Consider the following 16,759-nt stretch of genomic DNA (forward strand, 5'->3'; position numbering starts at 1 on the left):
CTTTAATTACTCAACGCATTTTCAGGAAGCTGGTAATCAATTTCGTATCGAACAGACCGTCTACCCAACCCATGCATCCGTTTGTATTCCGAGCACTGCTCTGGCTGATCCTGCTGAGCGTTGCCTTACCCGTACTGGCTACCCACCAGGTTGGCGGGCAAATTGAAATGCGTGCCGTTGGCGACGTTCCGGGCCATTTCCAGATCACGGTCACCAATTACCTCGAAGACAACAACCGGGCGGCCCAGACGCAGGGTGGACAAATCGGTATTTTTCGAAAACGGGATAACGTCCGGATGCTGGTGTTTACGGTTTCCGAAACCGGCCAGCGCCAACCGGTGGTGTTTACCAATGAAAGTTGCGCCAGCTCGCAGAATCAGCGGGTAATTGTGGCCACCTTCGGCGCGGATATTCAACTGGACCCGGCGACGTATGCCGATGCGGGCGGATACTACCTGTCGTTTCAAACCCAAAACCGTAACGCCGGAATCAACAACATTCTCAATCCGTTGCAAACCGGGTTTACCTTCTACCTTGAATTTCCAGCGCTTCAGCGAAACGGACAATATGTTGCGAACTCTTCTCCGCATTTCAACCCCATAAACGGCGAATACCTGTGTATCAATGAAGCTTTTAGTTTTCCGTTTGCGGGCGTTGATCCCGATGGCGATGAACTTCGCTATTCGATGATTACGCCCCTGAACAAAAACGGAACGGGGCGCAATCAGGACGTTACCGCTGGACCTTATCCCCAGATTCAGTGGCTGAGTGGTTTTAGCGTCACAAATGCCATCCCGGGCAGCCCGTCGCTGACCATCGATACCCGAAGTGGGCAATTGTCGGTGACGCCCAACCAACTGGGATTATTTGTGTTTGCCGTCAATGTAGAGGAATACCGCAATGGGGTGAAGATCGGGGAGGTACGGCGCGATTTTCAGTTTCTGGTGATCGACTGCCCCCCGCTGGCGACGCCCAATCCGCTGGTTTGGGCCACCAACCAACCCGCCGGAGTCGATTTTTCAATTTGTAAAGGGAAATCACTGGAGCTGCAAACCTCGCTCAATCCGGACTGGAATTACCAGTGGCGTCGGGATGGCCTGAACCTGCCCGAGGCAACGCAGAACAAGTTGACGGTTTCCGAAGCCGGTGCGTACTCGGTGTTTGTTTCCCTGAAAACACAGTGTGGAAAAGCCAGCGGTTCGCAGAATGTGCAGATTCACGTGGTAGATCTTACGTCTGGAATTAGTACAACCGGTCAGTTGTGTGCCGTGGGGGGCTCCATTACCTTGAGCGTACTGGCCGGAAACGGCTTGACGTACCAGTGGTACCAGGATGAAAAACTCCTGACGGTTCCGGCCACGAACAATAACCTCACCACTTTCCAGCCGGGGCAATACCGGGCCGTTCTGAACAACGCTAACCTGGGCTGTAGCCATACCACCGAACCGGTTTCCGTAGCGCGGGCCGAACCGGTACAGGCGGCCATCCGATCCGCACAATCCAGGCTTTGCCCGGGGACATCGCTTTCGCTGGAAGGGGTTGGGGGCGTCAATTTTGCCTGGCAACGCGACGGGCAACCGCTGGCAACGGTGACTGATCCTGTCTTTTCGGTGCAAACCGCCGGTTCTTATGTGGTGGAAGTGACGGCGTTGAATGGGTGCAAAGCCACTTCCGTTCCATTCCTTGTGGAACAGATTGTGGGGGTCGACGTACAGATGCAGGCCGTTCCGGCCGTTTGTGGGAACGAGGGGGCGGTGTTTACGCTTTCGGGTACGCCAGCCGGTGGAACCTTCGCCGGACCGGGCGTAATGGGAACGCAGTACGACCCCAAAGTTGCTGGAAACGGCCACCACGTGTTGACCTATTCGGTCCGCTTTTCACCCGATTGTCCGGCAGCTGTGGCGCAGCAAACCGCCGTGGTGGCTCCAATTCCGACTGTATCGTTTCCCGAAGAAATCATTACCTCGCCTGGCAGTACAGTCGCGTTGAATCCCAATACGACGGGGGATCCTGTACGGTTTGAATGGACCCCGCCAACGTATCTTGACAATGTGCAGCAGGCCAGCGTTCGGGCCATTGGGGTTGAAAATGACATGGTTTATACACTGGTTGTTGAGAATGCTGCGGGTTGCCGGGCCGAAGGCTCCGTGGCTATCACCGTTTACGAACGAATCTGGGTGCCAACGGCCTTTTCGCCCAACGCCGACGGCCAGAACGACGTCTGGGAACTGAAGGGTGTGGAAGCGTATCCAACCGCCGAGGTCACGGTTTTCAATCGCTGGGGTGAGGTCATCTATTGGTCGGCTGACGGATATGCGCATCCTTTCGACGGCACCCTGAAGGGAGAAACCGTACCCGCCGGTTTATACACCTACACCATTCGGTATGAGCCCAAAAAACCGTTGATTCGCGGAACGGTTATGCTGCTGCGCTAACGTCACTGCTGTCGGTTTTCCAGCAACGCTTTTCTAGCATCGAGATCAATATTTCTTCGAAACTGCCGTATCAGCTCCCGTTTGGCCACCATGCCGGGGGCGGTTTCGTATTTCATCAGCCACTGAACCGATTGGATAGCGTGTCTTGGCAAAGTAAGGTTGGCACAGTGGGGGTTGTGGGTCACCGGGGCATGGCCTTGGGCTGCCTATTGCTCAAAAGTGCCCAAACTGCGGGTGTTGGTCATCAGGGCGTACAGGTTGGAAAACCACGGCCTGCGTGTTTCGTTCCTCTGCCGTTCGAAAACCAAATGCCGCTTTTGGGACATGAACAAAAGAAAACCGTCGCTCAAATGTGGGCAGGCCGTAAAGCAAAACCGCACCAAAGCCTGGCCCTGGTGCGGTTTAGTAATCGGAGAATGATATTATTTAACCGGAATCGTTTTAACCACGATTTTAGCGCCGTCTTTTGAAGAGATATTCAACGGTTTACCGTAGGTATCAATAAGATTTTTCCAGTACAGGTCACCTGGAGCAGTAGAATTCCCAGCAATGTCGCGGCTGATGTCCAGATTATTTTCAGTCAGGTTGTCAACTTTCCAGGTATCTGGGGTCGGGATTTGAGCGGCAGTTAATGTAAGCTTCGTATCGTTTTCTGACAGAGCCCACTTTCCGGTTGATTGCGTTCCATCCAAACCTGATTGCACAAAATCGCCGTTGCTTTTGAACTCAAGCCGAAACTTGCTCATATCTACTGCATTAGTCGCATTTCCCTTGGTATAACCTGTTACTGATGGGAACGCACCAACGGTTATATCACCCTTTTGAACTTCCCAGGTGCGGGCGATCAGCTCTGCTTTGGTTTTAACGGCTGGGGATTCATTATCATCTTTTTTACAACTGACGAACAGAGTAACACCCATCAAAAGTAGGAGGATGGCTTTTTTCATAAGGCTTTTTTCAGGATAAATTTTTGGCGCAAGTTATTGAATTTCCAGCAGACCGACGATAACCGGTAGCGTTTAGTGAACGGTTTTGGGACCTAATATATTATGTGGCGCAAAAATGACTTAAGCGTTTATCGTTTACCGTTTTTGGTTTACGGTTGGCTGATGCGTTCAAGCCATAGCATGCGGTAGCCAACCGTGGTATAGGAACTAAAATCCGTTCAACCGTCAATGCAACCCCCGGCAGATGCAGTGAATGTGGCCGAAGCTTTGTGTTTCGGCGTGCCACTCGAAAGCGTCGTTGTAGCGGTTGTTTTCCCAGAAAAACTTGCTGCGGGGGCGGTTATAATTTCCCGTTTCGTTCATGGTAGCCGCATCATAAAGCCTTCCGTTGACCATCACGTACTGGATCAACTGACTGTTGTGCAAATCCTGCAACGGATTTTTGTCGAGCACCAGCAAGTCCGCCAGCTTGCCCGTTTCCAACGAACCGATTTCCTTGTCCAGTCCCAGGTTGCGGGCGGGCAGAATGGTAGCCTGTTTCAACGCCTGTAAATTCGTAATACCGCCCTGGCCGAGCATCCAGAGTTCCCAGTGCGCGCCAAGGCCCTGCAATTGGCCGTGGGCACCGAGTTGTACGCTCACGCCCGCATCGGCCAGTTGTTTGGTGGTTTGCGAATTGCCAATGTGGCCGAATTCTTCATCCGGCAGCATCGTCCGCCGACGCGACCGGCTATCGACTACGGCACGGGGCGTAAACCGCAGCAGGCGTTCCTGCTCCCAGACGTTCATTTTCTGGTACCAGTAATACTCGCCCGACACGCTGCCAAATGCCACAATCAGGGTGGGAGTGTAGGCGGTTGTGCTGTTGCTCCAGAGCGAAATCACATCCTTGTATACCGGATCAACGGGAATATTGTGTTCGATGGTGGTGTGCCCGTCCATGATCATTGTCATGTTGTGGTTGAAAAACGAGCCGCCTTCGGGGACCACCATCATGCCCAGTTCGCGAGCTGCCTGAATGATTTGCTGGCGCTGGTTCCGGCGGGGCTGATTGTAGCTCTTTACCGAAAACGCGCCCACGGCTTTCATCCGGCGCAGGTGCGAACGCGCGTCTTCCAGACTGTTGATGACAGCTTTGAAATCACCTTCGGCGCCGTACAGAATGGTTCCGGTGGAGTAAACCCGAGGGCCAATCATCCGGCCCGTTTTTACCATTTCCGACTGACTGAATACCATTTCGGTGTTGGACGATGGGTCGTGAACGGTAGTGACCCCGTAGGCCAGATTGGTGAAATACGACCATTGCTGCTGGGGTGATTTGCCATCGCCGGTGCCGATGTGGGCGTGTGAGTCGATCAATCCCGGCATGATGGTTTTACCCGTTGCGTCGATGACTTTGGCACCCGCCGGAATGGTAACCGCACTGCCTGGCCCGACCGCCAGAATTTTGTTGTCCTGCACCACCAGCGTGCCGTTTTCGATGACCGCATCGTCTTTCATGGTCAGAATCGTCGCGCCTTTGAAGGCCACTATGCCCTTGGGTACATCGGTCGCCAGTTGCAGCCCAATCCGAACGCCGGTGGTGTCAACGGCAGGAAGTTTTTCGGGCGCTCCATCCACAAACGAGAAACTGTTCTGAACCGACCGCGTGAAATATTCCGGCCCGATGGTCCAGTGAAGTTTCTGGCTGTCATTCGACCAGTGCAGGTAGTCGCCCGCGTCGCGCGTCACTTTATACACCGGAACGGTTTTCGTACTGCCCGACAGATCGGCGGATTTTCCGGCTAATGGGAAGGGGGCGATGTACACGTGATAAAGCTCCTGAAACGCGATCCAGCGGTTGTCGGGGCTGGGCACAAACCGGGTGGCGTAGGGGGCCGTGAAGTGCGTTTGTTCATCGGCATTTGCCAGGGTAACGCTTTTGAATAGTTTAGGTGAGCCGTTTTCGACGAAGAAAATCCGGTTGCCGGTGCGGTCAAACTGCGGCTCTTCCCCGCTTTCCCGAAGGAAGGTAGAGGGGCCTCCGTTCACCGGCATGACGTACAAACCCGGTTCTTTGCCGTAGGCGTACCCCATAAAACCGTTGCCGGTCGATTTGCGGTAAACAAGCTTCGAGCCGTCGGGCGAGAAGCTTGGGGTGTTATAAAACCCTTTTTCGCGGGTCAGTGTCTCGATTTTGCGGGTTTGAAGGTTCAGCTTCCGGATGCTACCCGTCAGCGAATCGTTCCAGGTCGTGTAAATGAGAAATTTGCCGTCGGGCGAGAAGCTGGGTTCGTATTCAAAGCTGGCGGTTTCTTTGGTCAGGCGCTCGGGTTGGCCGTTCGGAAGAGCTTTTCGGTAGAGATAACCAGCCGCGTGAAAGACCAGCGTTTTTTCGTCGGGTGAGGTGCGGGCGTGCCGGATCATCTTCGACTCGAACGTGGGCGAGAAAACCGTCTGCGGAAAACGGACCGCGTCCGTTACCGTTAGGCTGGCGTTCACTGTAAACGGGATTTCCACGGCTTTGGTCGTTTGCACATTCACCCGAAAGAACTTGCCTTTGGCCCAGATCACCAGCTCTTTGCTGTCGGGTAACCAGGCATAGTTCGGGTACAAACCCATGATGGCCCAGGCTTCCTGCTGGTCTTTGTTCAACTGGTCGAAAACCGGAAATTCCTCGCCCGTTTTCAGGTCATGAATAAACAAAATAGATTGCGTGCGCACCCGTCGGACAAACGCCAGTTGCCGACCGTCGGGCGAGAGTTGCGGACGCGTGGCACCGCCCGGACCCGTCACGATGTTTTTGATTTGCCCCGTGTGCCGATCTACCCGCCGGATGGCGTAAATCTGGCCGTTTGGATCTTTGTTGTATTGAAAAATTGGCCCCGGGCTCACATCCTCGCTGAAATACACGTACCGGCCGTCGGGCGAGACGCAGGGTTCTCCGGCATCCTGTTGGTCATTTTTGCGTTTGGTCAGTTGCAAACCGGCCGTTCCGCCCCCGGCATGGTAGAGCCAGAGTTCACCAGCTCCAAGCGACCGGCGGCTGGTGAAGTGTTTGCGGGCTACCAGATAATGTCCGTCGGGTGTCCAGACAGCATTGTTCAGCAGCCGGAAATCCTCGTTGGTGATCTGGCGCAGGTCCGAGCCGTCGCGGCTCATGGTCCAGATGTTATCGCCCCCGGCGCGGTCGCTGGTAAACGAAATCCGTTTGCCATCGGGACTGTAACGCGGCTGGATTTCGAGCGGCAAACCGCCCAGTACCAACTTGGCAGTGCCCCCGGTGATGGGTAAGGTGTAGAGATCGCCCAGCATATCGAAGACGATCTCTTGGCCGTCTGGACTCACATCGAGGTTCATCCAGGTTCCCTCCTGAGTGGTAAAACGGACTTGTTTGGTGGGGCCGTGGGGGGCGGCAACGTCCCAACCGTCTTTCGGTTTTTGGGCGAATGAAAAAGTAAGGGTTAGCAGTGCTACGGCAACGGAATACGGCGTCTTCATATCGGAGTTTATGACCCCGAAAGTTACGGAAGAAGCCGAAAAGGTGCGCGACGATCTTCGGTAAATCTACCAGAGAAACCGTAGTCCGGTTGCCGCAGTCTGCTTCGTTACTTGCCTTGTTACCGTAGCCAATTGCTGATGACGGAAAAATACCGATCCGGTTTTATTCCTTGCTGAAGATTCAGCGATGATTTGGCCGTCGGTACGCGCAACGCACTCTGGTACGCGGTTTTTGCCTGCTCGGCATTTAATTCCTGGCCAGTGGCATCGACGGGGTTAACGATCAGGAGTTTCCGGTTGGCGAGCGATGTGACCAACTCCGGAAGGTCATAAACCGGCAAAGCACCAGCCACGGCGGATAGGATAAACGGCGTTTTATAATGCATTTCATCCGTGATGGCCTGGTACGACACCAGGGAATTCAGCAGAGCAACCTCGTTGAACGCGTTGCCGAACAGGGCCGCATGGAGCAGGTCGGGCCCCAGGGTTCCGCGGGCAATTGCCGACAGTGGTTGAGGGGAACCGGTACCTTTTTGAATAAACGCAGCCAGGATTTCAATTTCCTCCGCCCGAACCGCCACAAGGTTTTTGTGCGTCAAAATACCCGTAAACCATAAATTCAGGGGAACTTCTTCAATCATCGAATCGCCCCCTTTCATATAACCTGAGCCCAGTTCACCCGTACCGCTCAGGTCGGGAACAATCACTTCGTGACCCTCGTTGGCCAGCTGGTCCGCCCATTCCCCGGCCTTGGCCGCCACGGCTTTTCCCCGGTCGTCCAGCAGCAACAGGGTTTTGCCGGTTTTTTTGATCGGTTTTAACCAAAGGACCGGTACGGAATACTTGCCCGGCCCCAGAACGAGGTATTTCTCAATCGCGTATCGGTCGCGCTGCAAGCGTCCGGAAAAAACGATTTCACCGCTGGCTGACGGTTTTTCGTACCCCGTTATCCGTCGGACTGTTTCGCGCAGGTTGGATGCCTCTTTTTTTTGTGTTGCCTGGGCTTTCTGAAGGTGCTTTTGATTCAATGAAAACAGCGTTTCGCCCTGGAGTGACGCATACACATTCCCCTTGGGGGTTACGTACAACTCTTCTTCTTTAAAAAGCGGCACGTCCAGATCCGCCGAGCTGCCGGGATTAGTAAGAAATTTCTGGAAGAAGGCGTAGGAAGCTTCCCGGTTTTTGGTCGTCGACATGTGCTCGGCGTCGTCTTCCACCATGTTCAGATGGGTCGGTTTTCCGAAAGCAGCATACGCTTTTTGGGCTTCCTGAAACAAATCCCGCGTTCCCTGAATGCTGAATATATCCCGCGTGGTGCTCACAATCAGCGTCGGCTTGGGGGCACGAACTTCGACGTAATCGGCCAGATCGATGCCGTTTTCCAGCCCATGCAGTAGGTTTTGCTCGGCATCCTGCGGCCCTTTGGAGCGCAGTTGTTTGTCGAACGTGGTGAGGTAACATTCCGGTGCAGCGGCCAGAATCCGGTCATCCAGTGCGGCAATGTAGGTGCTTTGGGTACCGCCCCCCGAACGGCCCGCAATACCGATCCGGCTGGGGTCAACCTCGGGGCGGGTCAGCAAATAATCGACGGATCGAATGCCGTCCCAGGTGAAGTAATTCGCCGGTGAAAGGCCCGCGATGAATGACTGTACACCAGGGTAGGAGTGTTCATTGACGGCCGATTTCTTGACCACCGATTCGTCCGCGTATTGCCGCCGTTCGCCCTGGCCAATGGGGTCAAAGGCCAGTACTACGAAGCCTTTCTTGACGTAATTGAGCATAATCCGCTGGTAGGCGTCGGCCCGAAAACCGTTCAGGCTGTGCCCACTGCAATACACAATGGCGGGGAGTTTGCCCGGGCGATTTTTGGGTAAAAACAAAGCTGCCGTTACAAAATAGCCGGGTCGCGATTCGAAGTAAAGCTTCTCGACGCTGAAATCGTCGCGCTGGATCGTGCCCGTGATGACCGGATTCAGGGGCGTTTTTTCCGGAAAAGGCCCCACTATTTTACGGAGCTTCGCCCGGACTTCAGTCTGCCGTTTTTGCCAGTCGGCCTGGGTTTTTAGCTTTTCAATGGCCACCCGGCGTTGCTCCAGCTGACCAAATGCCCGCTGGCATAAATGCCGGTACAGGCTGGCTGACGGGGAGCCTTCGTCGTAATTCCAGTATGAAAAAACGGAGAGATTTTCCTGGGCAAAAACCGCTTGCGAAAGCAGCAAAAGACCACTCAGTAAATAGCTTCGTTTGGTTCGGGGAGAAGAAAGTGCGCACATAATTTGATGGTTTAATAACCAGGGTTTTGCTCCAAAAGGGGATTTCGTTCAATTTCGGACTGCGGAATCGGAACCCGGTAGTTACGTTCTTTAAAAGCACGCGGCTGAAAAACTTCTACTTTGTACGTCTTCTGACCGGTGGTTGCGTTTCGGGTAATAACCATCTTTTTGGCGTCCTCGTTGTCGGTTTCTTCGGCAATTTTCCAACGGCGCACGTCAAAAAAGCGGTGTTCTTCAAACACCAGTTCAATCTGGCGCTCGTGCTGGATTCGCCGGAGCAGGGCCGGACCGGTTTCGGTAATGGCGGGCATGTTGACACTCTGGCGACTGCGAATCTGGTTGACAAACTGCCGGGCCTTCGCTTCATCGCCCAGGTGGTAGAGTGCCTCCGCGTAGTTCAAAAGAACTTCGGCGTAACGGATGAAAATCCAGGGTGTGTTGCCCAGGTTGGTCACACTGGGGCGACCAATGGATTCATTGACGAATTTACGGACGCTGTAGCTGGTAAACGATGCATTCCAGCCTTCCACCCCTTCGCTTGAGTCGGGGCCGCCGGGCAAGTAAGAACCGAGTTCGCGGTTTTGCCAGGGCGCTCCGTCGTACAGGATGCAATCGTAAAATCGCGGGTCGCGGTTTTCGTACGGTTTTTGGGGATTATACGCCGGATCGTTGGCGGGGAGTTTGCCAGTTTTCAGCTCGAAAGCATCCACCAGGTTGTGCAGCGGATTGACCTGTCCGTACCCCCCCGATCCGTTGGGGTAAAAATGCAGCTCGATCGACTGCTCCACCCGGATGTTGTTTTTGAACTGTCGCGACCAGATTACCTCGCTGTTGAAAGGCGTCAGAAAAAGGGCTTTATACTGTGGATACAACTGGTAAATACCCAGGTCCATCACGTCCTGACAAGCCTGGGCGGCTTTTTGCCATTTCTCCTTTTGATTGCCGGGGTTGTTCAGCGGGCTGGCATCGTACAGCAGCACCCGGGCTTTCAGCGCCATAGCCGCTCCCTTGGTAATGCGCCCCTGATTGGCTCCGGTGTACGAGAGCGGCAACAGACCCTGGGCTTTTTCGAGTTCGCTCACAATGAAGCTGGAACATTCCTCATAGGAATTTCGCTTCAGCCTGAAATCGGCGTCGAGCTTGAACACCGTCGTAATCAGCGGAACGCCCCCGTAAAAATTGATCAGCCGGAAGTAAGCATAAGCCCGCAGGAACGACACTTCACCAATCATCCGGTTTTTGACGGTTTCGCTGATGGGCGCCTGTTCGATGTTCTGGAAGAATATGTTGCAATTGGTAATGATGTTATAGAAGTTGCTCCAATGGTCGAGCGCGACGTTGTTGGTGGGCGTAATTTCGCCCCGGTTGACGAGGTGAAATGTTTCCCGCCCACGCCGGTACGCTTCGTCCGAGAGCGGCATCATGTAATAGTCGACCAGAAAACCGTGTCGGACATTGTAGCAGGTATTGACGAAAGCTTCGATGAGTTTTTCATCGTTCCAGACGTCGGCTTCCGAAATTTTGTCCAGCGGCTGGCGTTCCAGAAAGTTCTCGTCACAGGCGCTCTGGGTCACCAGTATCAGCAGCATCAGCACCCGGAGCAACGGTTTTTGTATAGCTTGAAAGGTCATGGGAATGGCTTAGAAAGTGAGGTTAAGGCCCAGGTTATAAATACGCTCCTGCGGGTAGAAGCCGCCGGTTTCGCTGTTGCCTTCCGGGTCGAAATACTTTAGTTTGTCCCAGGTAAAGAGGTTGGAACCGTTGAGGTAGACACGCAGGTTGCGAATTTTCAGTTTAGCCAGAAACTCGGGTGATAGATCGTAACCCAGTTCCACGGTTTTCAGGCGCACGAAACTGGCATCCCGCAGCCAGAACGTCGAACGGTAACCGCTGACTTCGGCATCGTAGGTGGGCAAAATCGGGTAGGTCGAATTGGGATTTTCGGGCCGGTAGCGGTTGTCGGCCATTTCCTGCAATGTATTTCCCTGCAAACCCGATTGCAGAAAAATGTACTGGTTGGCGCGTCCCTGCCCCTGGAGCAGGATGCTGATACTGGCTTTTTTGTAACTGGCACTGGCCGTAAACCCGTACGTGAGCTGGGGAATGTTGGTAAACTCAGTCCGGATGCGGTCTTTGGCGTCGATCACCCCGTCGTCGTTGACATCCCGGTAGCGCAGATCACCGACGCGTGTCCCCACCGGGTGAGCCGAATTGTTAATTTCTTCCTGCGAGCGGTAAATACCGATGGCATCGTAATACAGACTGGTGCCCATGGGGTAGCCGGTGCGCATCTGCCAGGGTTGCTGGTTCATCGGTTCATCGATGTCAATGATGCGGTTGCGGGCAAAGGAGATGTTACCGCCGAGTCGGTAAGCAAACTTACCACTCCGGTTGGCGTGGGTCAGCTGCAACTCGAACCCTTTATTTTCCACGATCCCGATGTTTTCATTGGGCAGGTTCAGGCCGGTATAGGCCGGTACGGACGCGTTCCGGGCCGTCAGGATGTTATTCCGGCGGGTGTTGAAAACGTCCAGTTCGATGCCCAGCAGGCCTTTCCAGAAGAGGGCTTCCAGCCCCAGGTTGGTGGTGCGGGCCACCTCCCAGGTAATGTTGGGGTTGGGTGTCAGGCCGCGGTTGAGCTGCGTCACCGGATCGGCGAAGTAAAAACCGTCGCCGAAGGTGTAGGTAGACAGGTATTGGAAGGCATCCACCTGATCATTCCCCATTTTTCCGATGGAAGCCCGGAGTTTCAGGTTGTCGATGAACGTCAGACGGTCTTTGATAAAGGGCTCCTCGGACAGCCGCCAGCCGACCGATACACCCGGGAAAAAACCGTACCGTTTGCCCACCGGAAAGTTCTGGGAACCGTCGTAGCGGAAGTTGAAGTCGATGAGGTATTTTTCGCTGTAGTTGTAATTCACCCGACCGAAGAAGTTCCGGCGGGCCGTTTCGTAGGCCGTACCCGAGTTGTCTTTGTCGGCTACCCCGCCCGCGTACAACTGGTCGATGGCGCTGCTCAGGTAATTCCGGCGAAAGGCCCAGAAACTGTTGCCAACTACTTCGGTCTGCTCGAAAGCAACAAACGTGTTCAGGTTGTGCTTGCCCCACGAACGGTCGTATTTTGCCCGCAGGTTGACGGTTGTGCGGGTGGAGGTTTCAAAGCTTTCGCGCAGTGTCGGCTGACTGACCGATCCGCCCAGGCGTTGCGTATACGAGTTTTTCTGGGCATCGTAGTCGTAGATTTTCCACGGAATCTGGAAAAGTTTGGTGGGAGAAAAGGTTCGGTCGTGGGCCACAAAACCATCGGCGGCCAATCCTTCCAACCAGGGAATTTTTACCTCGAAGGAAGCCATCGTCTGGTAAATATTGTTTTTCCGATTGTCGTAACCGGCGGCATCCGAAGCCATGACCAACGGATTTTCGCCCCGCTCAATTCCGGGTGCTGGTAAACCATTCGGGTGGTAAACGGGCAAAAACGGGTAGTTGCGCCAGATGGTGTGGAAAATGGACGAAACGCCCATCGACGGATACACCGTTGTTCGGTGATTGGCCGAAAAATCCAGACTGACCCGGATGTATTTGTTCAGGTTGGCGTCGACATTGGAGCGAATCACCAGGTTCTGAAAGTCAATGTTGCTGTTTTTGAGGATTCCATTCTGGTTGGCGTAGCTGCCGGAAACGTAGTATTTCACCTCGTCGCTGCCGCCCCGGACGGAGAGGTTGTGCTGGGTTTGCAGACCAAATTTTTTCAAAGCCGCCTGCTGCCAGTTGGTGTTGGGGTAGTTGACCGGATCGCTGCCGTTGCGAAACTTCTCAAGGTCTTCGGGGGTAAAGCGGTTGGGTTGGCCCTGAGAGTTGAGCAGTTCATTCATGTATTCGGCGTAGGTGGCCGAGTTCGCCATTTTAGCCAGCCGGGTAGGCTGCGAAATGCCCTGATTGACGGTGTAGCTGATCACCGGCTTTCCGGAAGTACCCCGCTTGGTGGTAATCAGAATGACGCCGTTGGCGGCCTGAGCTCCGTAAATAGCCGCCGAAGCATCTTTCAGAACTGAAATACTTTCCACATCGTTGGGGTTGATTTGTTCAAAGCCGCCCCGGCCCCAGACACCGTCGATGACAATCAGCGGGTTGTTGTTCCCCAGCGTGCTTTGGCCCCGAATCAGCAACGTGGCTCCGGAACCCGGCAAACCGGAGCGGGTATTGGCAATGATACCCGGCAGGCGACCTGCCAGCGAATTCGATAAATTGACGCCCGGATTTTGTTTCAGTTCTTCCCCTTTGGCCGTCACCACCGAGCCGGTCAGCGTGGCCCGGGCCTGCGTGCCGTACCCAACCACAACCACTTCTTCCAGGGATTTATCATCAACCCGTAGGGTGATGCTCAACCGGGTTTGTCGGTCAAGCTGGATCTCCTGAGGAATGTAGCCAACGAAAGAAAAAACCAGCGTAACGTTATTGTCAAGCACGTTTAGTTCAAAATTACCCTGTTCGTTGGTGGTGGTTCCCTGGGTTGTGCCTTTCACTAAAACCGTTACGCCGGGCAGCGCTTCACCCTTTTCGTCGATGACGTTGCCGCTGATTCGCACTGGCGGAGGAGGAGCGGGGGGCGTGGCCACGGTTTTTTCGGCTGGTTTGGCGGGTGGTAATTTCGAGCCTTTCTCCTCTTTCACCACGATGATGTTATCCACGAGGGTATAGCTCAGGGACTGCTCTTTCATGACTTGGTTCAGGATCGCGGTTACGGTAGCGTTCCGGAATTCTACGGAAACTTTTCTGGTCTTTTTGAGGGCTTTGTTATCGTAGAAAAAGCGGTAATCACTCTGCTGTTCGATGGCCCGGAATACCGTTGTTAACGGTACGTCTTTGAGCGACAGGGCCAGGTTTTGGGAATAACCGGCTGCCGAAACGTGAAGACAGGCAACAGTGAATAGCAGAAACGTCAGTTTCATGAGCAGAATAATTCTGGTAAAGGAACGCTTTGGTATATACGTAGCTTTCCCGGCTAAAAATATTTGCATATTTTTGGGAGTTCAGGGTTTGGATTGTTTTGCAACGAGCAATGGCATCGTTACCGCTTCGGCGGAACGATGGAGATCCTGTACGCTAAGCCGTTCCGGGTCGCATCCGGGACGGTTTTTTGCGTCAGGGGGAGGAGGGATGTATAGGCTTATTGGTTCATAGGCAATTTGTTATGGGTCTAGGGTTGTTACTCGGTTACAATGATTTTCTTGCCTTCTACCCGGAAACGCACACCGCCCAGCTCCAGAATTTTCAGGACTTTCGACAGGTTTGCCCTCCGTTCAATCTGTCCCACAAATTCCCGCTCACGCGGTGTGCCTTCAAATTCCACTTCCACATCGTACCAGCGGGCAATTTGCCGCATGAGCTCCGGCAGATTCGCCTGCTCAAACCGGAAATAACCGTTTTTCCAGGAAATAACGCCCTCGGTATCTACCTCTTGCACAACCAGTGAAGACGAACTGGCAGGTTGGGAGGGATGGGCTAGCCGGGCCTGTTGCCCCGGGCGCAGGACAACGTCTGAGGCCGCATTGTCGGCCACCCGAACCTGAACGCTTCCTTCCAGCAAGGTCGTTCGGACGAACGCTTCGTCGGGGTAACTGTTGATGTTGAACTCGGTGCCCAGCACTTCAATGGTCTGCCGGCCAGCTACCACCCTGAACGGTATTTTTTTGCCGTTGCGGAGTTGCGGGGTCACGGCAAAATAGGCTTCGCCCGTTACCTCGACCCGGCGCTCGGTGGACGAGAAGGCCGTCGGGAACCGGAGCGTCGAAACGGCATTCAACCAGACCGTGGTGCCATCGGGTAATTTGATCTGGTATTGCCCGGCCCGGGGCGTTGAGAGCACATTGTACCGGGTCGGGGCTGTTCGGCTGGATGGTACGGAAGACAACTGGGGGGCAAACACAATCTGCCCTTCCTGAGGTTTACGAATGGTGGCGTCGCCCTGGCGGGCCAGCTCGCCGGTCCGGGCGTCGTTTAGCACAATTGTTGACCCGTCGGCCAGCGTCAGCAGCGCCCGATTATCACCGGGGGCAATGTCCCGGCTGATTGGATTCACGTGGGCAATGGGTTGACGAACTTCCGGTTTGTAAAACCAGTAAAGAGCCAGGGAGCAGACCATCAGGACCGTTGCGGCTGCCGCCACCCACCCTATTCTGAAAGGCCGGGTGGTTGGCAACCTTTTTTCTGGCGCGGTCTGGTGAACCGGCAAGGCGTCCCAAATGGCATCCAGCCGATCTTCCAGATCGTCGGGAAGAGCCTCCAGGGCTTTGGTGCGGGCTACGGAATGGTACCAGCTTTCCAGCAGCGCCCGTTCTTCCGGAGTCAGCGTTCCTGCCTTGTATTTTTGAATTAGTTTTTCAGCTTGATTTTGTTCCATCGTATTCCCGTTGCCGCGTAAGTAGTCGTAAGACGGACAAACACACCGGTGGTAGTAGACGGGCAAAAAATATTTTTTAAAATCAGGTAAAGGGGAAATAAAGAATGATCAGATCAATTTTTTGCCGTAGAATCCGGAGGGCGTTGTTGACCTGCTTTTTGACGGTTTTGTCGGAGATATTCAGCGCTTCCGCAATTTCTTTGTAAGAAAGCTGGTTGATGCGGCTTAGCTCAAATATTTCCCGCATTTTAGCCGGTAGCCGCGCCACTTCCTGTTCAATAAGCTGGCTGAGTTCCTGTTCGCGGACCTGCTGGTCAGTGCTGTACTCATCGGTTTCGATAAACTGATTCAACGAGTCGATGTACTTTGCGGTTACTTTCTGGTGGGCAATCACGTCCAGCACCCGGTTGCGAACCGATTGGTAAAGATAAGCAGAGACCGAGCCGGTGAACACTAGCTCTTTGCGCCGGAGCCAAAGGGTGGTGAATAGTTCCTGTAAAATGTCGTTGGCATCATCGCCGTTGTCCAGCATCCGATACGCGTGCAGGTAGAGAACGCCCTTGTAACGGTCATACAGAGCAGCAAAAGCGGCCTTGTCACCTTCGGCAACGAGGTGCATCAGTTCATGGTCGCTAAGCTGTTGAAAGGATGTCATACTCACCATTAATCAGGTAAATATAACGATAAGTTACATCCAGCAACAAGCGCACCTCAAAACCGGGATTGGGCGTAGGAAAATGGCGGGTGGCGGAGTCTACCGAAAATCCATATGCCCGTTTCGTCAGGGATTGGGTAGCGGTTTAGGCACTAATACGGTATCGCGGACGGCGAGTGATGCCGTATTGGGGAGGGATGGACGGTTTTGGGTGGTTCGGGCCAGCGTTCTGTGCGTATCGGGGGTTTTGTGGCTGGCTCCACCGGAAGCAATGATCCAGCAGAGCCCCAAACTAAGCCCGAAGGCCGATGGGATAATTTTTAAATACTTGTTCATCAGGCAAATCGTGTGGTTGTTGGAAAAGGCGAAGGTAGAATGGAAGACGGTTTTAACGGAACGAAAATCGGTTAAGCGGAAGAAACAAGGGATCAAGCGGGTGAATCGTTCGTCCAACCACCAGATAGGCAGGTAGGGCAAAACAGGAAAGACGGAGTTTGCAAAATACATCCTGGTTTATGAAAAAGGAATAGTAAAAATTAGCTCGTACGAACTTATAGAAAGGAGTATTT

Annotated in this window: 10 protein-coding genes; 1 reads left to right on the forward strand and 9 read right to left on the reverse strand. The window is 53.9% G+C overall.

Translation table 11 applies throughout. The annotated features are described in order from the left end of the window. Positions 1 to 71: 71 nt before the first annotated feature. A complete protein-coding gene (locus ACYVH9_RS24390; RefSeq protein WP_460639036.1) occupies positions 72 to 2,435 on the forward strand; it encodes a gliding motility-associated C-terminal domain-containing protein in 2,364 nt (787 codons plus the stop codon). A 2-nt stretch (positions 2,436 to 2,437) separates the two neighbouring features. On the opposite strand, the gene ACYVH9_RS24395 is transcribed toward ACYVH9_RS24390, so the two are convergent. From ACYVH9_RS24395 to ACYVH9_RS24435, 9 genes are all read right to left on the reverse strand, one after another. Then, the gene (locus tag ACYVH9_RS24395; protein WP_460639037.1) at positions 2,438 to 2,587 is read right to left on the reverse strand and encodes a hypothetical protein; all 150 of its coding nucleotides are present in this window, start codon (positions 2,585 to 2,587) and stop codon (positions 2,438 to 2,440) included. Positions 2,588 to 2,857: 270 nt separating this feature from the next. Next, positions 2,858 to 3,382, reverse strand: coding sequence for a hypothetical protein (locus ACYVH9_RS24400; RefSeq protein ID WP_460639038.1), 525 nt, complete (start codon positions 3,380 to 3,382; stop codon positions 2,858 to 2,860). A gap of 225 nt (positions 3,383 to 3,607) precedes the next feature. Further along, positions 3,608 to 6,862: an amidohydrolase family protein gene (locus ACYVH9_RS24405; protein ID WP_460639039.1), complete on the reverse strand. Its 3,255-nt coding sequence runs from the start codon at positions 6,860 to 6,862 to the stop codon at positions 3,608 to 3,610. 119 nt (positions 6,863 to 6,981) lie between these two features. Continuing rightward, positions 6,982 to 9,135, reverse strand: a complete 2,154-nt coding sequence (locus ACYVH9_RS24410; RefSeq protein ID WP_460639040.1) for an alpha/beta hydrolase family protein — start codon at positions 9,133 to 9,135, stop codon at positions 6,982 to 6,984. Between the two features lie 11 nt (positions 9,136 to 9,146). After that, positions 9,147 to 10,766, reverse strand: coding sequence for a RagB/SusD family nutrient uptake outer membrane protein (locus ACYVH9_RS24415; RefSeq protein WP_460639041.1), 1,620 nt, complete (start codon positions 10,764 to 10,766; stop codon positions 9,147 to 9,149). 9 nt (positions 10,767 to 10,775) lie between these two features. Next, positions 10,776 to 14,084 carry a TonB-dependent receptor gene (locus ACYVH9_RS24420; RefSeq protein ID WP_460639042.1) on the reverse strand — a complete coding sequence of 1,103 codons (3,309 nt, stop codon included), beginning with the start codon at positions 14,082 to 14,084 and terminating at the stop codon, positions 10,776 to 10,778. A gap of 257 nt (positions 14,085 to 14,341) precedes the next feature. Next, entirely contained in the window at positions 14,342 to 15,535 is a 1,194-nt protein-coding gene (locus tag ACYVH9_RS24425) for a FecR domain-containing protein (RefSeq protein ID WP_460639043.1), read from the reverse strand. 82 nt (positions 15,536 to 15,617) lie between these two features. After that, positions 15,618 to 16,190, reverse strand: coding sequence for an RNA polymerase sigma factor (locus ACYVH9_RS24430; protein WP_460639044.1), 573 nt, complete (start codon positions 16,188 to 16,190; stop codon positions 15,618 to 15,620). Positions 16,191 to 16,316: 126 nt separating this feature from the next. Further along, the gene (locus tag ACYVH9_RS24435) at positions 16,317 to 16,526 is read right to left on the reverse strand and encodes a hypothetical protein (RefSeq protein WP_460639045.1); all 210 of its coding nucleotides are present in this window, start codon (positions 16,524 to 16,526) and stop codon (positions 16,317 to 16,319) included. Between the last annotated feature and the right edge of the window lie 233 nt (positions 16,527 to 16,759).

Source organism: Larkinella harenae (assembly GCF_054780515.1).